19 protein-coding genes and 1 tRNA gene are annotated in these 21474 nt (G+C 62.6%); 9 read left to right on the forward strand and 11 right to left on the reverse strand.

Annotated features, from left to right (window positions below; translation table 11 throughout):
- Positions 1-124 precede the first annotated feature (124 nt).
- Positions 125-3457, reverse strand: coding sequence for a carbamoyl-phosphate synthase large subunit (gene carB / locus KIO74_RS00420; RefSeq protein ID WP_213333919.1), 3333 nt, complete (start codon positions 3455-3457; stop codon positions 125-127).
- Between the two features lie 490 nt (positions 3458-3947).
- Here carB and KIO74_RS00425 point away from each other — a divergent pair, with 490 nt between their 5' ends.
- Positions 3948-4370, forward strand: coding sequence for a GtrA family protein (locus KIO74_RS00425; protein WP_213329335.1), 423 nt, complete (start codon positions 3948-3950; stop codon positions 4368-4370).
- A gap of 347 nt (positions 4371-4717) precedes the next feature.
- On the opposite strand, the gene KIO74_RS00430 is transcribed toward KIO74_RS00425, so the two are convergent.
- The 3 genes from KIO74_RS00430 to carA all read right to left on the reverse strand — a co-directional run bounded on the left by KIO74_RS00430 (position 4718) and on the right by carA (position 7353).
- Positions 4718-5449, reverse strand: coding sequence for a class I SAM-dependent methyltransferase (locus KIO74_RS00430; RefSeq protein ID WP_213329338.1), 732 nt, complete (start codon positions 5447-5449; stop codon positions 4718-4720).
- Positions 5450-5488: 39 nt separating this feature from the next.
- Positions 5489-6004, reverse strand: a complete 516-nt coding sequence (locus KIO74_RS00435; protein WP_213329341.1) for a cupin domain-containing protein — start codon at positions 6002-6004, stop codon at positions 5489-5491.
- 110 nt (positions 6005-6114) lie between these two features.
- Positions 6115-7353, reverse strand: coding sequence for a glutamine-hydrolyzing carbamoyl-phosphate synthase small subunit (carA, locus tag KIO74_RS00440; RefSeq protein ID WP_213329344.1), 1239 nt, complete (start codon positions 7351-7353; stop codon positions 6115-6117).
- A 181-nt stretch (positions 7354-7534) separates the two neighbouring features.
- Here carA and KIO74_RS00445 point away from each other — a divergent pair, with 181 nt between their 5' ends.
- The 7 genes from KIO74_RS00445 (at position 7535) to KIO74_RS00475 (ending at position 16955) form a co-directional block, all read left to right on the forward strand.
- Complete coding sequence (locus KIO74_RS00445) at positions 7535-7999, forward strand: GatB/YqeY domain-containing protein (protein WP_213329346.1); 465 nt, start codon at positions 7535-7537, stop codon at positions 7997-7999.
- A 401-nt stretch (positions 8000-8400) separates the two neighbouring features.
- Entirely contained in the window at positions 8401-10362 is a 1962-nt protein-coding gene (gene dnaG, locus KIO74_RS00450) for a DNA primase (protein ID WP_213333922.1), read from the forward strand.
- A 239-nt stretch (positions 10363-10601) separates the two neighbouring features.
- On the forward strand, positions 10602-12590 hold the full coding sequence (rpoD, locus tag KIO74_RS00455) for an RNA polymerase sigma factor RpoD (protein ID WP_213329349.1): 1989 nt from the start codon (positions 10602-10604) through the stop codon (positions 12588-12590).
- Between the two features lie 111 nt (positions 12591-12701).
- The gene (locus KIO74_RS00460) at positions 12702-12989 is read left to right on the forward strand and encodes an HlyU family transcriptional regulator (RefSeq protein WP_213329353.1); all 288 of its coding nucleotides are present in this window, start codon (positions 12702-12704) and stop codon (positions 12987-12989) included.
- 262 nt (positions 12990-13251) lie between these two features.
- Positions 13252-14574, forward strand: a complete 1323-nt coding sequence (locus tag KIO74_RS00465) for an adenylate/guanylate cyclase domain-containing protein (RefSeq protein WP_249730818.1) — start codon at positions 13252-13254, stop codon at positions 14572-14574.
- Positions 14575-14854: 280 nt separating this feature from the next.
- Positions 14855-16642: a TadE/TadG family type IV pilus assembly protein gene (locus KIO74_RS00470; protein WP_213329356.1), complete on the forward strand. Its 1788-nt coding sequence runs from the start codon at positions 14855-14857 to the stop codon at positions 16640-16642.
- A gap of 237 nt (positions 16643-16879) precedes the next feature.
- Positions 16880-16955, forward strand: a tRNA-Ile gene (locus KIO74_RS00475).
- A gap of 57 nt (positions 16956-17012) precedes the next feature.
- Here the strand turns inward: KIO74_RS00475 and KIO74_RS00480 are convergent.
- On the reverse strand, positions 17013-18218 hold the full coding sequence (locus KIO74_RS00480) for a tyrosine-type recombinase/integrase (RefSeq protein ID WP_213329358.1): 1206 nt from the start codon (positions 18216-18218) through the stop codon (positions 17013-17015).
- Between the two features lie 206 nt (positions 18219-18424).
- Positions 18425-18604, reverse strand: a complete 180-nt coding sequence (locus KIO74_RS00485) for a hypothetical protein (protein ID WP_213329360.1) — start codon at positions 18602-18604, stop codon at positions 18425-18427.
- 40 nt (positions 18605-18644) lie between these two features.
- Between KIO74_RS00485 and KIO74_RS32595 the strand changes: the two genes are divergently transcribed.
- A complete protein-coding gene (locus tag KIO74_RS32595; protein WP_213329364.1) occupies positions 18645-18890 on the forward strand; it encodes a DUF982 domain-containing protein in 246 nt (81 codons plus the stop codon).
- On the opposite strand, the gene KIO74_RS00495 is transcribed toward KIO74_RS32595, so the two are convergent.
- The 5 genes from KIO74_RS00495 to KIO74_RS00515 form a co-directional block, all read right to left on the reverse strand.
- Positions 18859-19131, reverse strand: coding sequence for a hypothetical protein (locus KIO74_RS00495; RefSeq protein ID WP_213329367.1), 273 nt, complete (start codon positions 19129-19131; stop codon positions 18859-18861). The two genes, KIO74_RS32595 and KIO74_RS00495, sit on opposite strands and share 32 nt — an antisense overlap.
- Position 19132: 1 nt before the next feature.
- Positions 19133-19678 (reverse strand): hypothetical protein, encoded by a 546-nt coding sequence (locus KIO74_RS00500; RefSeq protein WP_213329369.1) that lies wholly within the window; start codon positions 19676-19678, stop codon positions 19133-19135.
- A gap of 211 nt (positions 19679-19889) precedes the next feature.
- Complete coding sequence (locus KIO74_RS00505) at positions 19890-20726, reverse strand: hypothetical protein (RefSeq protein WP_213329371.1); 837 nt, start codon at positions 20724-20726, stop codon at positions 19890-19892.
- A complete protein-coding gene (locus tag KIO74_RS00510; protein ID WP_213329374.1) occupies positions 20723-20965 on the reverse strand; it encodes a hypothetical protein in 243 nt (80 codons plus the stop codon). Before KIO74_RS00510 ends, KIO74_RS00505 begins: the two co-directional genes overlap by 4 nt.
- Complete coding sequence (locus KIO74_RS00515) at positions 20962-21339, reverse strand: hypothetical protein (RefSeq protein ID WP_213329376.1); 378 nt, start codon at positions 21337-21339, stop codon at positions 20962-20964. The genes KIO74_RS00510 and KIO74_RS00515 overlap by 4 nt, the downstream gene beginning before the upstream one ends.
- Positions 21340-21474 lie beyond the last annotated feature (135 nt).

Consider the following 21474-nt stretch of genomic DNA (forward strand, 5'->3'; position numbering starts at 1 on the left):
CGCCCCCGGCCGTCCCGCCTTCGCGGGGTGGTCCGAACCCAGGGTTCCAGGGTCGGGATATTAGGCTATCGGGGATGCGACGGGATCAATGAAAAAACTCTGTTCTGCCACGACTGGCGGTCGATCAACCGTTGGCTGGCCAATAGTCCTGCAATGCACGCACCTCCAGTTCGCCGTCGAGATAGGCCTTGATGCCCTCGGCGGCAGCAGCAGCGCCTGCAAGAGTGGTATAGTAAGGTACCTTATGCAAGAGGGCCGCCCGACGCAGCGAACGTGAATCCGAGAGGGCCTGGGCGCCTTCCGTTGTGTTGAAGACGAGCTGAATGCCGCCGTTCTTGATGGCGTCGACGACATGCGGCCGCCCCTCCAGAACCTTGTTGATGCTCGACGCCGTAATGCCCTTGTCCTCAAGAAAGCGTTGCGTGCCGGAGGTCGCGACGATCTTGAAGCCGAGGCCGGTGAGGAGCCTCACGGTCGGCAGGATGCGCTCCTTGTCGACGTCCTTCACCGAAACGAAGACCGTGCCTGACGTCGGCACCTTGGTGCCACCGCCGAGCTGGCTCTTGGCGAAGGCGACCCCGAACGACCGATCGAGGCCGATGACCTCACCGGTGGAGCGCATTTCCGGTCCGAGCAGCACGTCGACGCCAGGGAAACGCGCGAAGGGGAACACCGCTTCCTTCACACCGATATGCTCAAGCTTCTTCGGCTTGAGGCCGAAGACGTCGAGAGCCTCGCCCGCCATGACGCGCGCCGCGATCTTGGCGATGGGCTCACCGATGACCTTGGCGACGAAAGGCACGGTCCGCGAGGCACGCGGGTTGACCTCGAGCACATAGATCGCGCCGTCCTTGATGGCATATTGCACGTTCATCAGGCCGCCGACTTCGAGCGCGAGCGCGAGCGCCTCCGTCTGGCGCTCCAGCTCCGCGAGGAGATCGGCGTCGAGGGAGTGCGGCGGCAGGGCGCAGGCGCTGTCGCCGGAGTGGATGCCCGCTTCCTCGATATGCTCCATGATGCCGGCGATATAGACGCCCTTGCGGTCGCAGAGCGCATCGACATCGACCTCGATGGCATCCGAGAGATAGCGGTCGAACAGCAGAGGGTTCTTGCCGAGCAGCGTGTTGATCTGCCCGGTCTTGTCGTTGGGGTAGCGTGCCTTGATGTCATGCGGCACGAGCGCCGGCAGGCTGTCGAGCAGGTAGTTCGACAGCGCGTCCTCGTCGCGAATGATGGCCATGGCACGGCCGCCGAGCACGTAGGACGGGCGCACGACGAGCGGCAGGCCGACTTCCGCGGCGATGAGGCGCGCCTGCTCCACGGAATAGGCGATGCCGTTCTTCGGCTGCTTCAGGCCGAGCCGGTCGAGCAGGCGCTTGAAGCGGTCGCGGTCCTCCGCGAGGTCGATCATGTCCGGGGAGGTGCCCAGGATCGGCACCTTTTCCGCTTCCAGCGCGCCGGCGAGTTTCAACGGGGTCTGGCCGCCGAACTGCACGATAACGCCGTGGAGCCGGCCGGCCTCACGCTCGGTGTCGATGATTTCGAGCACGTCCTCGGCGGTCAGCGGCTCGAAATAGAGACGGTCCGAGGTGTCGTAGTCGGTCGACACGGTCTCCGGGTTGCAGTTGACCATGATGGTCTCGTAACCCGCATCCTTCAGCGCGAAGGCGGCATGGCAGCAGCAATAGTCGAACTCGATGCCCTGGCCGATGCGGTTTGGTCCGCCGCCCAGGATGATCACCTTGTCGCGGCTGCTGGGGAGTGCCTCATCCGCCGGCGTGCCGGCGAAGGGCGCGGCATAGGTCGAGTACATGTAGGCCGTCGGCGAGGCGAACTCGGCCGCGCAGGTGTCGATGCGCTTGAAAACGGGACGGATGCCGAGGCCGCGCCGCGCGGCCTTGACTTCGGTCTCGGTCTTGCCGGCGAGCACCGCGAGGCGCGCGTCCGAAAAGCCTTGTGACTTCAGCTTGCGGAAGGCGCGCGGCGTGGTCGGCAGGCCGTGGGCGCGAACCCGCGCCTCGGTTTCCATCAGTTCTGCCAGTTGCTCCAGGAACCACGGGTCGATGCGGCAGGTATCGTGGATCTGCTTGAGATCGATGCCGAGACGGATGGCCTGTGCCACGATCAGCAGCCGGTCCGGCGTCGGGGTGCCGAGAGCGGCCTTGATGGCATTGCGGTCGTCGCCCTGGCCCAGGCCGGGGATCTCGATCTCGTCGAGGCCGGTGAGGCCGGTTTCAAGGGAACGCAGAGCCTTCTGGAGGGATTCCTGGAAGGTGCGGCCAATGGCCATGGCCTCGCCGACCGACTTCATGGCCGTCGTCAGGGTGGGCTCGGCGCCGGGAAATTTCTCGAAGGCGAAGCGCGGGATCTTGGTGACGACATAGTCGATCGACGGTTCGAACGAGGCCGGCGTCGCGCCGCCGGTGATGTCGTTGGCGATCTCGTCGAGCGTGTAGCCGACGGCGAGCTTGGCGGCCACCTTGGCGATGGGGAAGCCGGTGGCCTTCGAGGCGAGCGCGGAGGAGCGCGACACGCGCGGGTTCATCTCGATGACGATCATGCGGCCGTTGGCGGGATCGACCGCGAACTGCACGTTGGAGCCGCCGGTCTCGACGCCGATCTCGCGCAGCACCGCCAGCGAGGCGTCGCGCATGATCTGGTATTCCTTGTCGGTCAGCGTCAGGGCCGGGGCGACGGTGATGCTGTCGCCCGTATGCACGCCCATCGGATCGATATTCTCGATGGAGCAGACGATGATGCAGTTGTCCGCCTTGTCGCGGACGACTTCCATTTCATATTCCTTCCAGCCGAGGACGCTTTCCTCGATGAGCACCTCGCTCGTGGGCGAGGCGTCGATGCCGCGCTCGACGATGTCGATGAACTCGCCCTTGTTGTAGGCGATGCCGCCGCCGGTGCCACCCATGGTGAAGGAGGGGCGGATGATGGCGGGGAGGCCGATATCGTCGAGGGCCTCGAGTGCCTGCGGCAGGGTCTTGATGTGATGGGAGCGGGGGGTATCGAGGCCGATCCTGGTCATCGCCTCGCGGAACAGCTCGCGATCCTCGGCCTTGTCGATCGCCTCGGCAGTGGCGCCGATCATCTCGACATCGAATTTCTCAAGGACGCCCATCTTGCGCAGCGACAGGGCACAGTTCAGCGCGGTCTGGCCGCCCATGGTCGGCAGGAGCGCAAAGCCGCCAGGAATGGCATAGCGTTCCTTCTCGATGATCTTCGCGACGATTTCCGGCGTGATCGGCTCGACATAGGTTGCGTGGGCGAGATCGGGATCGGTCATGATCGTCGCCGGATTGGAGTTGACCAGAACGATTCGATACCCCTCGGCCTTCAACGTCTTGCAGGCCTGGGTGCCTGAATAGTCGAACTCACAGGCTTGTCCGATGACAATCGGACCCGCGCCGATGATGAGGATCGTGGAGATATCGGTGCGTTTGGGCATGGTCGTCCGGTATTGTCCTGACTCGGGGAACCCGTGCTGTCGCGAGGCCTGGAACAGATCAGGCAACAGCATGAGCGCTTCTTATATCTGAGTGTGCGGCTCAACGCGAAGAACGGTTGCCCGTTGTCCGTGGGGCCTACACCCGGCGTGGCGGCGCGATCCGCCTCCGCACATCCCGGGACACGTTTGGCCAGGATGAGCGCGCGGACCGCAAAGTTCGAGAATAACGTCGGCTGAAGCTGTCGTTTACACGGGGTCGCGCGGCAAAGGAAGCCCTAAAGGCGTCTCGCCAGTGCATCGCACACATGCGTTGGTGGTTCATGCGCGGTCCGTTAGACAGTTGTTGGGTGGTTAGACGGTGCTTGGGCGGTGGTTGCATTCCAGATGGCCGAGAAACCCGGTTGGCAAAGCGATAGCCGAGGCGATATGGCAAGGTCACGTGCTGCGTGCCGCAGTGGCTGGGCTGAGGGGTGCGCGCCGAAGGAACATCATGAGCGACCGTTCGTCCTTCATCGCCCGTCATGCCGCCGGTTTGCCGCGGCAGGTCGGCAGCTTCGTCATCGTGGGCCTTCTCGCCGCGGTTGCCCATTTTGGCACCCTGATCGGCCTCGTCGAGGGTCTCGGGCTGCCGCCGGTGCCGGCCACGCTCATCGGCTTCATCGCTGGCGGCATCGTGTCCTACATTCTCAACCGCAGCATGACTTTCGAGAGCACGCGTCCCCATCGCGAGGCCGGCTGGCGTTTCGCGATCGTAGCGAGTGGCGGTTTCGGGCTCACTTTCGCATTGATGTATGTCTTCATTCATCAATGCGCGCTGCCGTATCTGCCCGCACAGGTCGTGACGACTGGCATCGTGCTCGTCTGGAATTTCCTCGGCAATAAGCTCTGGACCTTCGGCGCCGGGCCGCTGTGAGGGAGGCTGCGGTGCTCCCTCTCCGATATGGGAGAGGGCTGGGGTGAGGGACAGGCGCTTGCGCGAGAGGATAGGGCGCCGCGTGCGCTATTCCATCGCGGGCGTCATCCCGGAGCGTTGCGCAGCAACCAGTCCGGGAACCATGAACACAGCCGGTGCTCCATGAATACACGTAGTGTTCATAGATCCCGGACAGCGGCTATGCCGCTTCCGGGATGACCGCTGAGGGTCCATTGCTTAAAAAGGGCCAAAGGCCGAGGCAGTACGGTTTCCGGCCGCGTGGCCCCACCCGACCTCGCTGACGCGAGGCCACCCTCCCCGGAGGGGAGGGATCGGCGCCCCACGCCTCACCCTGCAGCAGCCGTCTCCACGCGCGCCGCAGCTGCCGCCGGAGCAGGTTCGGCGATGATCAGCATGCGATCCTGGTTATGGCCGATGTTCGGGCGTTGCCGTCGGGCGGAAAAGCCGGCGGCGGCCAGCGCTGCGATGATCTCGCCCTCGCTGTAATGGGTCAGGCCGAGCTGCCCGCGCAGTTTCCGATAGTCCGACAAGGCCGTGCGGACCAGTCCGAGGCAGGCGGCGCCGAGGAAGCCTCCAGTCCACCCGAAGCCAAGCAGCGCCTTGACGTCGGCGAGCGGGCTCATGCCGGGTTGCAGGATATCGGCGAGCACCAGTCGGCCATCCGGCACCAACTTGCCGCGCAAGGTGGCGAAGACTGCGGCCGCCTCATCCTTGGTCAGGTACTGCAGCACCGAGTTGATGATCACGAGATCGAAGGATCCGCCCGGCAGGGCGGCGATATCGTCCGGCGAAGCGACATCGATATTGGCGACAGAAGCAAAGCGCTCGATCAGCTTCTCGCGTACGCGAGGGGCCGCATCGACGAGGGTGAGTGACCGGCATTGCGCCGCGACATCGGTCGACGCGAGCGCTTCGCCGCAGCCGTAATCGAGCACGCGCGCTTCGCGGGACGGCAGAAGCTTGACGATGTCGCGCGCGATCAGGCGGTAGTGCAGGAGCTTGTGGCGCTCGTTGACATAGATCGGTGTGTCGGAATTCCAGAAATCGGTCCAGGTCATGCGCTTGGCACTCGCGATTGGCGCAAGCACTGTGGCGCTTCACCAGGCGTCGAGCAAGCCGCCTTTTATACCCGTCACGGGGTCGGTTTCCGGTTTTGGCACCTTGGCGATCCGCACGCGGGCGGCCTCATAGGCCGCGAGATCGGCTTTTATCAGGTCATAGCCACATCCCGGCGGATAGGCGCCGACGACGAGGAAGTCCTTGGACGCCTCAAGGCACATGTGGCCGACGCCTGCCGGAATGACGACGACATCGCCAGCCCGGACATCGAGATCCTGGCCGGTCTCGCCGCCGAACCGCACACGGCCATGCCCGCCCGCTATGCCGAGCACTTCGTGGGTCAAGGAGTGATAGTGGTGATAGGGGAAGATCCCGTTGCGCCAGCTATCCGTCCAGCCGTTGCCGGTGAACAGGTCTTCCAGCGCTCCGGCCGGGTCGTCCGCATCGAGCCTTGCCGCGGCCCGATAGACGAGGAGCGGCAGGCTGTTGTTGGGAATTGCGCCATCGCCACTGAAGGTGAAGCGCTGCGGCACGGCCGGCGTATCCTGTCCCATGGCGGCGGCTCCCGATTGTTGATCCCGGTAGAGCCGGACAAAGCGTCCGGCTCTGGGACAACTGACATCGCCGCCGTTGGTTCAAGACCGCGGGCTTAAAGCCTCAGCTTTCAGATCTGCTTGGCTTTCTTCTCGCTCTCGATGAGCGCGACGAAGCGATCGAACAGGTAGTGGCTGTCCTGTGGACCGGGCGAAGCCTCGGGATGGTGCTGCACCGAGAAGGCCGGACGGTCCGTCAAGGCGATGCCGCAGTTCGAGCCGTCGAACAGCGAGATATGGGTTTCGACAGCGTTGGCTGGCAGGCTGTCGCGGTCGACCGCGAAGCCGTGGTTCATCGAGACGATCTCGACCTTGCCGGTCGTCTCGTCCTTCACGGGGTGGTTCGCGCCATGATGGCCCTGGTGCATCTTGGCGGTCTTGGCGCCGATGGCGAGCCCGAGCATCTGGTGGCCGAGGCAGATGCCGAAGGTCGGCAGCTTCTCGTCGAGGATCCTGCGGATTACGGGGACCGAATACTGGCCCGTCGCGGCCGGATCGCCGGGGCCGTTGGCGAGGAACACGCCATCCGGGTTCAGCGCAAGGATGTCCTCGGCGGAGGCCGTCGCCGGCATGACCGTCACCTTGCAGTCGCGCTCGGCGAGGAGACGCAGAATGTTGCGTTTCACGCCGTAGTCGATCGCGACGACATGGTACTTGGCCTCGCCTTCGCGGCGGCCATAGCCGTTGTCCAGCGTCCAGGGCGTCTCGTCCCATTCGTAGCGCTGGGTGGTGCCGACCAGCGGCACGAGGTCGAGCCCATCCATGGAGGGCACGGCGGCCGCCTTCGCCTTCAGGGCCTCGACATCGAAATTGCCGTCGGGGTCATGGGCGATGATGGCATTCGGCATGCCCTTGTCGCGGATGAGCGCGGTCAACGCCCGGGTGTCGATGCCGGACAGGCCGACGATGCCGCGCGCCTTCAGCCACTGGTCGAGATGACGGCTCGCGCGCCAGTTCGCCGGCGAGGTCACGTCCGCGTGGACGACGATGCCGCGCACGCCGGACGATGCGGCCATGTTGACCGTCTCGATGTCCTCGTCGTTGACGCCGACATTGCCGATATGCGGAAAGGTGAAAGTAATGATCTGGCCGGCATAGGAAGGATCGGTGAGGATCTCCTGATAGCCGGTCATGGCCGTGTTGAAGCAGACCTCGCCGGGCGCCTCGCCCGCGGCGCCAAGCCCGAAGCCCTCAAGCACCGTGCCGTCAGCCAGCACGAGGAGTGCGGTCGGGCGCGGCTCGCTCCAGCCGGCGACAGATTGCGCGCCGGAGTGGAGGCCGCGGTCAGCATCGTCTTGCAGCGTCGCCATGTTCCGTTTAAGCCCTCGGTCAGCCCGGCGTGCGGGCATGGAAAAGGCGGGCCAAAAAGCCCGAAGGCCGCCCGCGCGTCACATTCGTCGTCGTTTAATGAACGAATGACATACACGTCAACGCTCTATTCGTCACCTCCCGTGTGAGGTGGCGGATGGGGAAACAAAGGATGCCCTGGCGATGTCCACTTTGCGCGAAAGCTTCACCGCGGCCATGAAGGAGGCCATGAAGGCGGGCGACAAGACGCGGCTGTCCGCCGTGCGCCTCATCCAGGCCAAGCTCAAGGACAAGGACATCGAGGCGCGCGGCGCCGGGAAGGGTACCGCCACCGACGACGAGATCCTCTCCATGCTCCAGAAGGAGATCAAGCAGCGCCAAGAGTCGGCGGCCATCTACAGCCAGGCCGGCCGCGCCGAGCTCGCCGACCAGGAGAATGCGGAAATCGCCGTCATTTCCTCCTTCCTGCCGCAGCAGCTTGATGAGGCCGAGGTCGCGGCCGCCATCGACGCGGCGATCGCCGAGACAGGCGCCGCCAGCATCAAGGACATGGGCAAGGTCGTCGGCCATCTCAAGGGCGCCTATGCTGGCCGCATGGATTTCGCCAAGGCGAGTGCTGCGGTGAAGGCCAAGCTGTCGGGCGCCTGAGGAGCTTCCGGTCTGTCGTTCTTCGGCACCGGGTGTCACCGATTGACGTGATGACGCGCGACGATTGCCTCCTCCTACCTCTCCCCGCCGGGGAGAGGTCGCGCCGCAGGCGCGGGTGAGGGGGACGCCCGCCGGAAAACGACAATCCCCTCACCCCAACCCTCTCCCCGCCGGGGAGAGGGAGAAAACCGGGTGGCCTTGTTCTCTCCATTGGCGGAAAAGCCGCGCGGCTCGGTGCATCACCACTGACCTGACGACACGTCTAGCTCCTGTGGACGAACGGGATAAGCCGCTCAACAGGGGATAACTTTCTCGCGCTGTGGTCGCGTCTTCCGGCGTGGCAGCGCGGCGATGCGGCTGCTCTTGCGTTGGCCGCGCTCGGGGACCATCCTTCGGTGATCATGCGTTTTCCGCCCTCGATTCTCGAAGAAATTCGGGCACGGCTGCCGGTGACGGCGGTGGTCGGCCGACGCGTTCGGCTGACCAAGGCCGGCCGCGAATGGAAGGGGTTGTCTCCTTTCAACGCCGAGAAGACACCCTCGTTCTATGTCAATGATCACAAGGGTTTTTACCACTGCTTCTCCTCCGGCAAGCATGGCGACATCTTCACCTTCCTGATGGAGACGGAGGGCGTGTCCTTTCCGGAGGCGGTGGAGCGGCTCGCGGCGGACGCCGGTGTCACCCTACCGAAGGTGTCGGAGGAAGCGCGGGCCGAGGAGGAGCGCCGGCGCGGCCTGCATGAGATCATGGACATGGCGGCGCGCTTCTTCGAGGCCAACCTGGCGAAGAAGGAAGGCGCGCAGGCCTCGCGTTATCTCGACGGACGCGGGCTCGGCCGCGAGGCGCGGGAGCGCTTCCGCCTGGGCTATGCCTTGCCCGACCGATTCGCGCTGCGCGAGCATCTGGCCGCCCAGGGTGTCGACGCGGACGCGATGATCGAGGCGGGCCTTCTGGTCAATCGCGAGGACGTGGCTGTTCCGCATGACCGTTTTCGTGACCGGATCATGTTCCCGATCACCGATGTCAGGGGCAGGGTGATCGCGTTCGGTGGCCGCGCGATGAGCGCGGACGCCCCGGCGAAGTATCTCAATTCGTCGGAGACGCCGCTCTTTCACAAGGGCCACGTGCTCTACAACCACCAGGCTGCCCGAAAGGCGGCGCATGACAAAAGCTCGGTCGTGGTCGTCGAGGGCTACGTGGATGTCATCGCCATGACCATGGCGGGCTTTCCGCATACGGTTGCGCCGCTCGGCACGGCGCTGACCGAGGACCAGCTCAATTTGCTGTGGCGCATGGCGCCGGAGCCGATCCTGTGTTTCGACGGCGATGGGGCGGGGCGGCGCGCGGCCTATCGCGCCATCGACGTCGCCCTGCCGCATCTCGTCGCAGGCCAGTCCCTGCGCTTCGCCTTGCTGCCCGAGGGGCAGGACCCGGACGATCTTGCGCGCAGTGGCGGCGCCTCTGCCATCGCCAAGGTGCTGGACAACGCGCAGCCGCTGGTCGACCTGCTCTGGATGCGAGAGGTGGAAGTGGCCTCCCTCGATACGCCGGAGCGCCGGGCCGCTTTGGAAAAACGATTGTTCGGCCTGCTCGCCGGCATCCGCGACGAAGACCTGCGGCGTCATTATCGGGCGGAGATCGGCGAGCGTCTTCGGCAATTGCTGCCGCAATCCGGTGGGCGTCGCGGCAATTACGGTAGCGGGCGAGGGCAGGGCTATCAGCAGGGGTCTTTCCAGCAGGGTGCTGGCTACGGCGGTCAAAATTTCGGGAGGAATGGCCGTGGTGGCCGGGATGCGCGCCAGCGGCCAGGTAACGCGCCGCTGCGGGCCAGTCCGAGCCTTGCTCGGCATCCGCTGTTCGCCGCCACGAGCGCCGGGGCGCCGCGGGAGGCCTTGATCGTGCTGACGCTTCTCGCCCATCCTGAATTGATGCACCGCTACGGGGAAGACGTGACTTCGCTTGATTTTGTCAATGCAGATGCGTTACGGCTGCGAGCCTGCCTGATCGACAGGGAAGCCTTGGCGATGGATGGGCCGAAGCCATCCAGTTCGCTACCGCAGGAAGTCGCGCTGGCAGCCGAGCGGCTGCGCGTCGTGGTGCGCCACGGGGATGTCTGGGCCTTTGATCGCGACGCCGAATTGTCGGCAGTCGAGGAGATATTGCGGCAAGCACTGACCTTGCATCGGCGCGCATTCACGCTACATAGCGAATTGAAGGCTGCCGAACGTGCGCTTGCCGACGACGAGAGCGAGGCGAATCTCGCTTGGCTGACGGAAGTGCGCACCCAGTTGACTTCGCTCGACGGAGCGGAGGCCGACAGGGAAGCGGCGAAGAAAATGTCAACCTCCCGTAACCGCCCTTAAGCGTGGCGGCGCGTTCGGGGCGGTGGAGTTGGTTGATGGTGCGTGGGCGCGAGGCGCCGCAGTTTTCGAGATTTTCGGTTCGGCTTGCCGCGACCGGGGGTTGGTTAACGGTTAGTCAAGCGGTCACGCGCTTGAATGAAGTATGAGACGGGTGGCTGAGCGTCGGGGCTCATGCTGCCTTTTTGTCTATGAGCGCATATGGCTGACGCGATAGGCTGTGTGCGAGTGGAGCATGGAACATGGCGACGAAGACGACCGAGCGGGAAGACAACCAGGAAGTCGCAGAGCCGCAAGCTGACGGCCCGTTGCTCGATCTCAGCGATGGCGCTGTCAAGCGCATGATCAAGGTCGCCAAGAAGCGCGGCTATGTGACCTATGACGAGTTGAACGAGGTTCTCCCCTCGGAGGAATTTTCCTCCGAGCAGATCGAGGACGTGCTCGCCCAGCTTAACGAGATGGGCATCAACGTCATCGAATCGGAGGAAGCCGACGATTCGAACAGCGAGGGTGAGAGCGAGGAAGAGGAGGCTGACGGTGGCGAGATCGTCGAGCAGGCCCGTGCCTCGGTTCCCGTAAAGGTCGAGAAGGCGAGCGAGCCGGCCGAGCGCACGGACGATCCCGTGCGCATGTACCTGCGTGAGATGGGCTCGGTCGAGCTTCTGTCGCGCGAGGGCGAAATCGCCATTGCCAAGCGCATCGAGGCCGGCCGCGAGGCCATGATCGCCGGCCTCTGCGAAAGCCCGCTGACCTTCCAGGCCATCATCATCTGGCGCGATGAACTCGTCGAAGCCAAAGTCCTCCTGCGCGACATCATCGATCTCGAGGCGACCTATGCCGGTCCCGACGGCAAGGTGGGCCCGCAGGCCGATGGTGAGGGCGAGGAAGAGGGGGCTGAGCCCGAGATGGCGTCCGAGCCGGCCATGCCCGAGGGGGACATGGACGAGGACGACATGGAGAACAACGTCTCCCTGTCAGCCATGGAAGCGGAGCTGAAGCCGAAGGTGCTCTTGACCTTCGATGCCGTGGCGGAGAACTACAAGAAGCTGCGCCGCCTGCAGGACCAGGACATCGAGAACCGCCTGCAGAACCTCAAGCTGTCGCCGTCCCAGGAGCGCAAATACAAGAAGCTCAAGGAAGATATCATCGTTGATGTCAAATCCTTGTCGCTGAACCAGAATCGTATCGATTCGCTGGTCGAGCAGCTCTACGACATCAACAAGCGCCTGATTGGCCTCGAGGGCCGGTTGATGCGCCTGTCCGAGAGCTACGGCGTGTCGCGCGAGGACTTCCTCAAGCAGCACCAGGGCTCGGAGCTCGACCCGAAGTGGATCTTGCGTGTGTCGAAGCTCGGCACGCGTGGCTGGCGCGAGTTCGTTGCCAACGAGAAGGATCGCATCCGCGAATTCCGCCAGGAGATCCAGACGCTCTCGTCCGAGACCGGCCTTGAGATTCTGGAGTTCCGCAAGATCGTCTCGATGGTCCAGAAGGGCGAGAAGGAAGCCCGCCAGGCCAAGAAGGAGATGATCGAGGCGAACCTTCGGCTCGTCATCTCGATCGCCAAGAAATACACGAACCGTGGTCTGCAGTTCCTGGACCTCATCCAGGAGGGCAACATCGGCCTGATGAAGGCCGTGGACAAGTTCGAGTACCGTCGCGGCTACAAGTTCTCAACCTACGCCACTTGGTGGATCCGGCAGGCGATCACCCGCTCGATCGCCGACCAGGCGCGCACCATCCGTATTCCGGTGCATATGATCGAGACGATCAACAAGATCGTCCGCACATCGCGCCAGATGCTGCACGAGATCGGTCGTGAGCCGACCCCGGAGGAACTGGCCGAGAAGCTCGCCATGCCGCTGGAGAAGGTGCGCAAGGTGCTGAAGATCGCCAAGGAGCCGATCTCCCTCGAAACGCCAATCGGCGACGAGGAAGACAGCCACCTCGGTGACTTCATCGAGGACAAGATGGCGATCCTGCCGATCGACGCGGCGATCCAGTCGAACTTGCGCGAGACGACGACGCGTGTGCTCGCCTCGCTTACCCCCCGTGAAGAACGCGTGCTGCGCATGCGCTTCGGCATCGGCATGAATACCGACCACACCCTTGAGGAAGTGGGCCAGCAGTTCTCGGTGACCCGCGAGCGCATTCGCCAGATCGAGGCTAAGGCCCTTCGGAAGCTGAAGCACCCGTCAAGGTCGCGCAAGCTCAGGAGCTTCCTCGACAACTAGTCTGCGTGGGGCGACATTTGGGTTGCCCACATCCGCCGCCTTGGACGCACAACTCTTGTCCGGTCGCATCAGGATAAGCGGCGGTGGCGCCTGAATGGAGAGGAATTGACCATGTCGTTTTTGAAATCTCTCTTCTCGCGCCGTTCCTCCAGCGAGCCGGCTGCGCCAAAGACATTGAAAACCTTGGAGCATAAGGGCTTTCTCATCCGTGCGGAGCCCTTTCAAGCCGAGGGCCAATATCAGACGGCCGGCGTGATCCAGAAGGAAAGCGATGGCGTTCTGCGCGAGCAGAACTTCATCCGCGCCGACCGGTTTACCTCCGCTGATGAGGCCGCCGAATTCGCGCTCTCCAAGGGCCGGCAGATCATCGATGAACAGGGTGATGGGCTGTTCCGCTGATCGGAAGCGTGGTGAAGGCCAGTCACCAAATAATCTGAAGCGCCGTTCAAAGCGCTGATATCGACGATTGTCTGACTTGTTCATTCGCTCAATCCGGCTTTGGATCAGGGCTTATGTTGCCTTGACGGGCCTCCCGGCAGTGAACATAATGAGAACAAATCAATGAGACGGGGATGATCCTGCGCGATCTCGCGGGATTGTATGCGTCTTTTTTTCGCGATGGATTGCAGTCGCAGAAAGGCATGCCCACATGAATGCGCGCATGACCGAAGACACGTCCCTCTCCGATGCCGATAGCAATGGGATCACGCCCATGTTGGCAGACGTTGGTGCGCCGGCGCCTCCCGCGCCAATTTTTGTAGAACCCGCAGCTTCGGACGCCGCGGCGACAATCACGTCGATCCAGAACTCCCTCAAGGGGTTATCCCTCGACGGGCTGCGGTCGATGATCTCTATACGCGACTGGCTTCTCACCGAGGCGCGGGAGAAGAAGGATCAGACGTCACTGCTGACCACGCTCGCCGAACAGCTCAATGCTGCGGGCGTGCCAATCGATCGCGCCTCCATGACCACCGAAACGTTGCATTCCGAGCATGCGGCGGTCACCAGCGTGTGGCTGAAGGGTGGCAACAGCGAGCAGAAGGCTTTTCCCTATTCGGGCAATTCTGATGGCACCTATGAGCGCAGCCCCTTTTTTCATGTGCATCAAAAGCGCGAGCCCTTGTTCCTGGACTTGCGGGAAACCCCGGATGAGCGCTTTGGCATCATTCCTGAGCTGAAGGCCGACGGTTACGTCGGATACAGCTGCTTTCCGGTTTTCTTCGCGAATGGTGACGAGAACGGCATCTCCTTCGCGACAAAGTCGAGCGAGGGCTTTTCCAAGCCTCATCGCACTTTCCTCGAGGGTATTGTCCCGGCGCTGGCGGCGGCGATGGAGATCCGCGCGGGTTACGCGACGCTCGATCAGATCCTGAGGGTCTATATCGGTGACGAGCCGCATCAGCGCGTGCTCTCGGGGGATGTCCGGCGCGGACAGGTCAGCCGGATCCGCTCCGCGATCCTGTTCGCGGATATGCGCAGTTATACCCGGTTGACGTCCAGCATGCATCCGGAAGACGTCGTCAGCCTGCTGAACGTCTATTTCGACTGCCTCGTGCCGCCCATCGAGGCCGAAGGCGGCGAGGTGTTGAAGTATCTCGGCGACGGGCTCCTGGCGATTTTTCGCGACAGGGGCGACGATACCGGCGCTGCCGCGCAGTCCGCGCTGACAGCGGCCCTCGACGCCCTGGCGCGGATTGACGCCGCCAATGCCTCCGGCGTCGCCGGCGTGCCGTTGAAAGCGGGCATCGCCCTGCATCATGGCGAGGCGGCTTATGGCAATGTGGGTTCAGGCCAGCGCCTCGATTTCACGGTCGTCGGCCGCGACGTCAATCTCACGAGCCGCATGGCGGGGCTTAACAAGGTGCTGGGCGAACCGCTCCTTCTTTCTCGCCCCTTCGTCGAGCATCTGTGGGCGGATCCGCGCAGCCTCGGCTTCTTCGAGCTCGACGGTCTCGACGGCACGTTCGAGATTTATTCGCCTTAGAGCAGGCCGATCTACAAAGCGGTATCCGCTGCTCTGTCTCTTTGTTCTCGCCATCGTAAGACCTGAAAGCCCTCATGCGCTTTCGGTTGCCCGTGCCCTCTGCAAGCCACCGCCAGGGCTGCGATATCGCCAGCCGGGCGGCCCCCCTGCGCATTGCTTTGCCAGCGCAACCAAGTGGTTACATCTATTGATAGATTTTATTGCATAATACAACCTTAGGGTGAACTCGGGATTTACACTCTCCCTGTAGCCTTGCCGGATTGCATGTTTGGAGCCTCCAATGAGCAATCACGGTTCTGCCGATCGTGGCGGGAGCAGGCACAGGGTCTGGACGGGCACGCGTCGTTTCGCGGCATGCGGCTTTGCCTCGCGGCCATGGCGGGCCGCGCGGGCGTTCTGGCGCGCTGAAGATGCCAATATGGTGCTCTGGTTCGCCTTTATGCTCCTGCCGATTCTGCTCGCTGCGGGAGCGGCCGTGGACTATGCGCGGGCGGCGACTTTGCGCACGAAACTGCAGCAGGCGACCGATGCCGCGACGCTCGCCGTAGCGCCTTTCGCCGGCCAGAAGACGGATGCTGAACTGAGGGCCATGGCGGAAAGCTTCCTGCGCGCGGCTATGGCATCGGCCATCAACAGCATGGGCGGACGTGACGTCCGCATCGATTCCATCACGATCAGCGTGGATCGCGGAGATGTGACGGTGGTCAGCTCGGCCGCCTATGAACCGATGGTCATGGGCCTCGTGAGCTCCGGCGGCGACGCTATGACAGTGAGCACATTGTCGCGCACCATCGCTTCCGACGTGGAATATGAGATCGCACTCGTGATCGACAATTCCGGCTCAATGTCGAGCAATGCCGGCTCGCAGAATAAGATGCAGGCGACGAAAACGGCTGCGATCAAGCTCGTGGACGCCATGTTCTCGACGCCGCAAGCCATCAACCGCACGAAGATCGCATTGGTCCCCTTCAATCTCTCGGTCAATACCGGCGGGCAGGTGCCTAGCATGTACACCGACACGACGGGCCGCTCGGAGATCCATTGGCCGTCGAATATCTTCGAGGGGCGCCCCAGCAATCCGCGTACCGCGTCCGCGACCTGGCCCCCACAGTCGCGCTTTGATCTTTTCGCCGAGCTTGCGGCCGTTAAATCCAGCTATGGCTGGGGTGGCTGCTTCGAAATGCGGCCGGGCACCATCGGCACGACGGATACCCCGCCGGTGACATCCCCCGTGAGCCAGGCGGATTTCAACACGTTGTTCGTGCCCCAGTTCTGGCCGGATGAGCCTGACGCCAACAACGGTTCCAACTACAGGTTCACGTCGGGAAAGACGACCACCACGTGGACCTATCTCAATAGCTATCTGAACGACAACACGGCGAGCGCTTGCAGCGCCTCGAGCAATCAGACCGCTGCCGGCGCATATGTGAAGGCCCAGAACAAGCTTTGCAAATATCGGTCAGCGAAGGTTTCGAGCGGAGGCTACGGCCCGAACTATCTGTGTTCCTCCCAGGCACTGACGCGCCTGACGAATAATGCCTCCAACCTTAAGACCAAGATCAACCAGATGGTCGCTGATGGCGGCACCAATCTCGTCGAGGGCTTTATGTGGGGATGGCGCACACTCAGCCCGCGTGCCCCCTTCGCGGACGGCAAAGCTTATACGGAGCGCAGAAACCGGAAGATCATCATCATGATGACGGATGGAAACAATCAATGGCTGCAGGCGAACAATCACAACGCCTCATATTACTCGCCTTTCGGCTTCTTCACGAACAACCGCATCGCCTCCGGCTTGACGACAACGCAGGCATCCCGCAACGCCATGGATGCGAAGACCCTCGATGCCTGCAACAATGCCAAGGCCGCAGGGCTTATCGTCTACACCATTGGCTTCGATACGGGATCCGATATCGACGCCCAGGGCAAGACGCTGCTTCGCGATTGCGCTTCCGCGGATTCCAGCGGCACCCAGAGGTTGACCTATATTGCGACCGACAGCGCCGATATCGTGGAGATCTTCAACAATATCGCACGACAATTGGGAAGCCTGCGTCTCGCGCAATAACGCGGAGGGGTGGCAAGGGTTCGGTCGGACTATGGGGCTGACTGGCCCATGGGCTCAACCGGGCATCAAGCCTCACGTGTCGCCGGGGAACATGATCATCAGCATAACATATGATGATCCTCGCCCCGGGCATCTCCTCGGGTTCTCTTGCGTGGTCCCTTGACCGCCAAACTGTGCCGTGTCATCCAGAGCGTCGATGAGGATGCCGTCGACGGCTTTGGTTGCCAGGCACCTCATGGGCCTGTAGCTCAATGGTTAGAGCCGACCGCTCATAACGGTCTGGTTGCAGGTTCGAGTCCTGCCGGGCCCACCAATGATTTCAATGGCTTACAAAATCGCCATTCCCAATCTCCAATGAAATCTCCAATGATTAGGCCGATTTCTTTGGTTTGAAGCCTCGGACGGCCTCGGCCAGATAGTCAGGGTGGTGGTGGCCGTACGTCCGCTCGACCATCTCAGGCGACATGCCCAAGAAGCCCGCCGCCGTCCAGATCGGCACGCCGTTCTGCATGAGCCAGGTCGCCGCGGTATGTCGGAGGGTGTGCGGCGTGACGTTCCCGTCCAGGCCCGCCTTATCGACGGCCGTCCCGAACGCCGTCTTCACCGAGATGACGGGCTTGCCGTTCCACTGCACGAAGTACTCGCCTGCGATCCCCTTGGCCTGCCATCGCCGCATATGAGCAAGAAGGTGAGGGGGGATGGGAACCGGAGGCTGGCGCTTGTTCGTCGCCTTCTTTCCCTCAGCAAGCCGATAGAAGATGCCGCGATCGAGGTCGACATAAGATCGCCCGACTGCCCTCGACGGCGATGCGGCAGCCAAAGCAGCGGCCCGCGATCCCGTGTACAGGCCCAGGAGAATGAAGCGCGCGACGTGCCGCAGTGGCCGCTTGTCGGTGGGGAGCACCTTGCCGGCATCTGGGCCCCGGTGCCGCCTCTGCTCTTCTCGGGCCCGCCAACACACCCAGAGCAACCGCGCCGCCTCGTCTCGCGTAAGCCAGCGATCGCGTGCCGTTCCCTTTTCAGGAAGCGCGACTTTCACGACGCCCCGGTGGAGCCCCTGTTTTGCATGGTGGTTAATTGCGGCCCGTAGGTCTTCCAGATCACGGCGCGCGCCGCCAGCCGTCGGAGCGGTGGGCGTGCCCTTCGGCCGGTGCTTGGCTGTGGCGCGTCGTTGCAGCTCAACTGCCCTGCGATGCTCGACGTAGGCCCGGCATGATTCGCCCGTGACGTCGGACAGCATTTTGCCGCCCCACCATTCGGCGAGACGGCTCAATCGCTGATCAAAGGTGCGCAGGTTAGCCTGGCGCTGGCGCGTATCGTCGTCGTAGATCGAAAGCACATCGGCAATATCGATGCGTTCGATATCTCGCTCGCGCCGCTCCGGCCTGTATTTCTCCGCGATATATTCTTTTAGGCGCTTTTCCGCTTGCTCAATTTCGCCAGCAGCGCATCCCGTGGGGATATGCTCGCCGCCGTCGAGAATGAACCAGGCAGCATTGGCGATGCGCTTGCCCGTTCGCTTGTCAATCCGCTCCTTCCGGAGCCAGAGCCGGGCGCCCTTCGCTGGACGTGGCATAGCCGACGCATCTCCTCAATTGCCCTGAGCGTGGTAAAATCCTTGCCAGCGATCCGCTCGACTGCCAGCCGCCCACGCTTTGCCTCCTTGCGGAGGCCACTCAACGTCATGCCCCCGTGAGGGAACCCATAACGCACCGCATCCACCAAGCGAAGCGGCTCGTCCGGCCCGATGTTGTCATTTGCGGTGGCCATAACACCCCCAGATCATTCTTTGCCAGCGATTGCCACCCGAAACGCAGCCTCTGCCGACGGCCGGATCAATTCCCGGATCTCCCGCCGGTACTGCTCGCTGCAGTTCTCCCATCGCAGGTGGTTGCGTTCCTTGTTGGCCATGTGGAACGCCGCAGCTGCGGCTTCGACGGCTTGTTCAATCGGGTCACTCATCTATCGGTCCTCCCGGCTGGCGATCGTGCTATCATACAGCATGCCCCGTCTCTCGTTTGAACCGGTTGATATCTGGATCTCTAACAGCACGCGACGGACGGTAACGAGCGTGGAAGAGGCGGCTCGGGTTCTTATGGAGGAGTGGCCGGGCACTGCCGCTGGCACTCCGTCTCACATGACCGCGCAACGGACTTGCCTTGCAGCGTTACAGTCCGAACGGCCCAAAGCGATCCTTGCTGCCCGTGCTGCCTTTCTCAAGGCTGCTGAGGAAGCGGGGATGGGGTGAGGGTTTTCGGTAGCGAGTAGACCGTGCGCGCCTCGGGATGACTAAGCGCCATCTTTATGACGCTGCGAAGCTCTCTTTTGACGACCTCGTGCAACTGCGCAATCTCGTCGTAGCTGAGGTCATCCCGCAAAAACTCCCCGAGACCGAGCGCGCCGACAACCTCTCCGCTCCAGATGACCATCTGCTCATCGTGGCAGATCCTGTCGACAGCGGCGTTAGGCAGTAGGGTGATCGTTGCCATCTCACTCTCCATTGAGGGCGGCGCGGGCGCGGATGTCAGCGAGCAAATCCTTATATGCCGCGTACCATCGGGTCTCGTGCTCTGGATCGAGGTTAATTTCCGCATCCCAGAGCGCCTTCTCCGCCCTGTCAGCGCGGGCTTTCTCTGCCACTGCATGTTCCTGCGCGAAGGCGGCAAAGGCTTCGGCGACATGGCTGCTCTGGGTAAACAGCCATCCGTTCTTGCTTGCTTTCTTCATGTGGTCCCACGCCCTCTCCACGAGATCCGCAGGCGGTTCGGGCAACTTGTGCATTTCCTGCATAAGTTGGTCACCACCATCAACGCCTTGCTGCGCATGGATTTGCGGTGATTTCAGACCGCTTTGATCACCACCAGAAACAGGCGGTTCGGGCTGCGGCGCGGCGGCGAGATAGGCGACGATCGCAGCGCGCACAGTTTTCTCACATTCTTCATCGTGATCGCCGCACATATCGATGGGACAATCAAGATAAGCCTTGTAGGCAGCCTCAAGCGCGGCTTCATCCAGCCGGTATCCGGGCGCGGTCATAGCCTTTCATCCTCCCTGCGAAGCGCTTCCCTTCCAGCGTCGGTCAGCTTTTCGTCTCTGATGAGCCCCCTCCGGTAGAGCGCAACAAACGTTCCGCTAAGACCGCCGCTCATAGACCGTCCGCCGGGAAATCCGTCCGTTGCCGATCGGCCTGCCCCGATGTTTCTCAGAACCTTGAGCATGGTATTGCTAAGGCGACGTGGCGCGGTCATTACTTCCCCTCCGGCTTGCTGAGGGCGGCGGGCGCGATCGTGAACGGGTCGATTTTGGCGAACAGCCCTATGGAAATCTCGTCGGGATCATCTGTCGGCATATCCTCAAGGCGCCAGTGCTCTTCATTGAGGCCCGGAGTGATGATCAGATGGCCGTGAGGGCCATACAGCCTTCCGTGGTAGGCTTCTCCATCAACGGGTTCGCTGTCCTCCACATCCAGCGACGGCTCGGGCTTGGGCGGGTGCGAAACACCCATGCCGGCGCGCTTGCGCCTGGCTATCGCGGCAACATAACGTTCCCGTTCATCGGCTATCCGCTCTCCGCGCTGATGCAGCATCATGGCGAGGTTGCCGACATCCAGAGGATCGCCTTTATCGACGTGCTCAACGAGAAGCAGAGACAGATATTCGCCGCTGCACTGCGCCGGGTCATCCCAGCCGCTTCGTCCCTCGGTGCGCTTCTGTGCAAGTTTGGCCTTCATCGCGGCGGCAAAGCGGTTAACGGCCAAGTCGTCAGGGTGCGCATCCGTCACAACCTCGGTGCGCCTATCACACGGTTCGCAGCGCGTCTCGTCCGTCGGGTAGCCAACAGGCGGGCAGTCAGAGCAGCGCGACGCCTCGGCGCGTTCCGCCTCGCGACCGGCATCGCGCCCCCGCTCGATTGCATTAGCGAACCAGCCAATAAGCCAGTCTTCATCCATATCGGAATATCCGAGACGCTTGGCTATGGTTCTAAACTCATGCGCCCATTTAGCGGCGTCTAGACCAATGCGTTCAAGAAAATCGCCATCGCTTTCTGACGCAAAATCAGCGCTCTCTTTGTCTGTGTTGGTCATGGGGTGTCCTCCGATTGAGTGCGCGTCCATTTCCAATGGTTCCGGGCATAGACAATCCACAAGGCGAAGTTCATAGGGATGAGGCCCCATGTCTTCGTTGCCACTATCCAGAACAGCCATAGCGCCTGCGCCAATAGGCCGACTGCCCATGCATTCCGAGATCGGTTGCCAGCAAGGATGGTCATGTAGATGGTGATGGCCGATAGCAGCCACGGCATAAGTTCGATTGCTGCGCTCATGGCTTCTTCTCCGCGAGGGCTTCGATGGCTTTGGCGATGCGATGGCCCGCCTGTTCTTGAAGTGAACCGGCACGCTCATCAGCGTCAGTGTCGGCAATAGCCTTGCACTCCGCATACGCCTCGCGCTTTGCTCGATCTAAGATGCTGTTGAAATAAGCATCACTGGTCTGCTGAGCCTGCTCCATAAGCCTGATCGACGTTCCTGTTACCGGCACATCAGTAGCGGCGGGAAGGGCGCGGGAGGCGAGGGTGAGAAGGTCGCCTGAAGCCTTGTCCAGAGCCTCAAGCCAGATCGCGTATTCCCTGGTTGTGCCAGCGCGAGCTACCGCCGCCTCACGCAGGCGCTGCAACTCCGCAATTTTATGGGGTGTCATCTGTCACTCTCCGGGGCCGGCTTTGTCGATGGTCGCGCGAATCCGGCTGTAAACTATGGCGGAAATATCCTTGGCAATTACGTCGCCTTTCCCCTCTCGGGATCTGGCTGACCTGCCGTCTCCTATATCGACGAA

This window comes from Chelatococcus sp. HY11, assembly GCF_018398335.1.
Lineage (GTDB): Bacteria > Pseudomonadota > Alphaproteobacteria > Rhizobiales > Beijerinckiaceae > Chelatococcus.

What these genes read in the sequence shown, in the direction of transcription:
- KIO74_RS00505 (WP_213329371.1), bottom strand. Translation starts at nt 20,726, where the DNA reads ATGACCAACACAGACAAAGAGAGCGCTGATTTTGCGTCAGAAAGCGAT.
- KIO74_RS00500 (WP_213329369.1), bottom strand. Translation starts at nt 19,678, where the DNA reads ATGACCGCGCCCGGATACCGGCTGGATGAAGCCGCGCTTGAGGCTGCC.
- rpoD (WP_213329349.1), top strand. Translation starts at nt 10,602, where the DNA reads ATGGCGACGAAGACGACCGAGCGGGAAGACAACCAGGAAGTCGCAGAG.
- KIO74_RS00495 (WP_213329367.1), bottom strand. Translation starts at nt 19,131, where the DNA reads ATGGCAACGATCACCCTACTGCCTAACGCCGCTGTCGACAGGATCTGC.
- KIO74_RS32595 (WP_213329364.1), top strand. Translation starts at nt 18,645, where the DNA reads ATGCCCCGTCTCTCGTTTGAACCGGTTGATATCTGGATCTCTAACAGC.
- KIO74_RS00485 (WP_213329360.1), bottom strand. Translation starts at nt 18,604, where the DNA reads ATGAGTGACCCGATTGAACAAGCCGTCGAAGCCGCAGCTGCGGCGTTC.
- dnaG (WP_213333922.1), top strand. Translation starts at nt 8,401, where the DNA reads ATGCGTTTTCCGCCCTCGATTCTCGAAGAAATTCGGGCACGGCTGCCG.
- KIO74_RS00425 (WP_213329335.1), top strand. Translation starts at nt 3,948, where the DNA reads ATGAGCGACCGTTCGTCCTTCATCGCCCGTCATGCCGCCGGTTTGCCG.
- KIO74_RS00465 (WP_249730818.1), top strand. Translation starts at nt 13,252, where the DNA reads ATGACCGAAGACACGTCCCTCTCCGATGCCGATAGCAATGGGATCACG.
- KIO74_RS00470 (WP_213329356.1), top strand. Translation starts at nt 14,855, where the DNA reads ATGAGCAATCACGGTTCTGCCGATCGTGGCGGGAGCAGGCACAGGGTC.
- carB (WP_213333919.1), bottom strand. Translation starts at nt 3,457, where the DNA reads ATGCCCAAACGCACCGATATCTCCACGATCCTCATCATCGGCGCGGGT.
- KIO74_RS00460 (WP_213329353.1), top strand. Translation starts at nt 12,702, where the DNA reads ATGTCGTTTTTGAAATCTCTCTTCTCGCGCCGTTCCTCCAGCGAGCCG.
- carA (WP_213329344.1), bottom strand. Translation starts at nt 7,353, where the DNA reads ATGGCGACGCTGCAAGACGATGCTGACCGCGGCCTCCACTCCGGCGCG.
- KIO74_RS00515 (WP_213329376.1), bottom strand. Translation starts at nt 21,339, where the DNA reads ATGACACCCCATAAAATTGCGGAGTTGCAGCGCCTGCGTGAGGCGGCG.
- KIO74_RS00435 (WP_213329341.1), bottom strand. Translation starts at nt 6,004, where the DNA reads ATGGGACAGGATACGCCGGCCGTGCCGCAGCGCTTCACCTTCAGTGGC.
- KIO74_RS00510 (WP_213329374.1), bottom strand. Translation starts at nt 20,965, where the DNA reads ATGAGCGCAGCAATCGAACTTATGCCGTGGCTGCTATCGGCCATCACC.
- KIO74_RS00430 (WP_213329338.1), bottom strand. Translation starts at nt 5,449, where the DNA reads ATGACCTGGACCGATTTCTGGAATTCCGACACACCGATCTATGTCAAC.
- KIO74_RS00480 (WP_213329358.1), bottom strand. Translation starts at nt 18,218, where the DNA reads ATGCCACGTCCAGCGAAGGGCGCCCGGCTCTGGCTCCGGAAGGAGCGG.
- KIO74_RS00445 (WP_213329346.1), top strand. Translation starts at nt 7,535, where the DNA reads ATGTCCACTTTGCGCGAAAGCTTCACCGCGGCCATGAAGGAGGCCATG.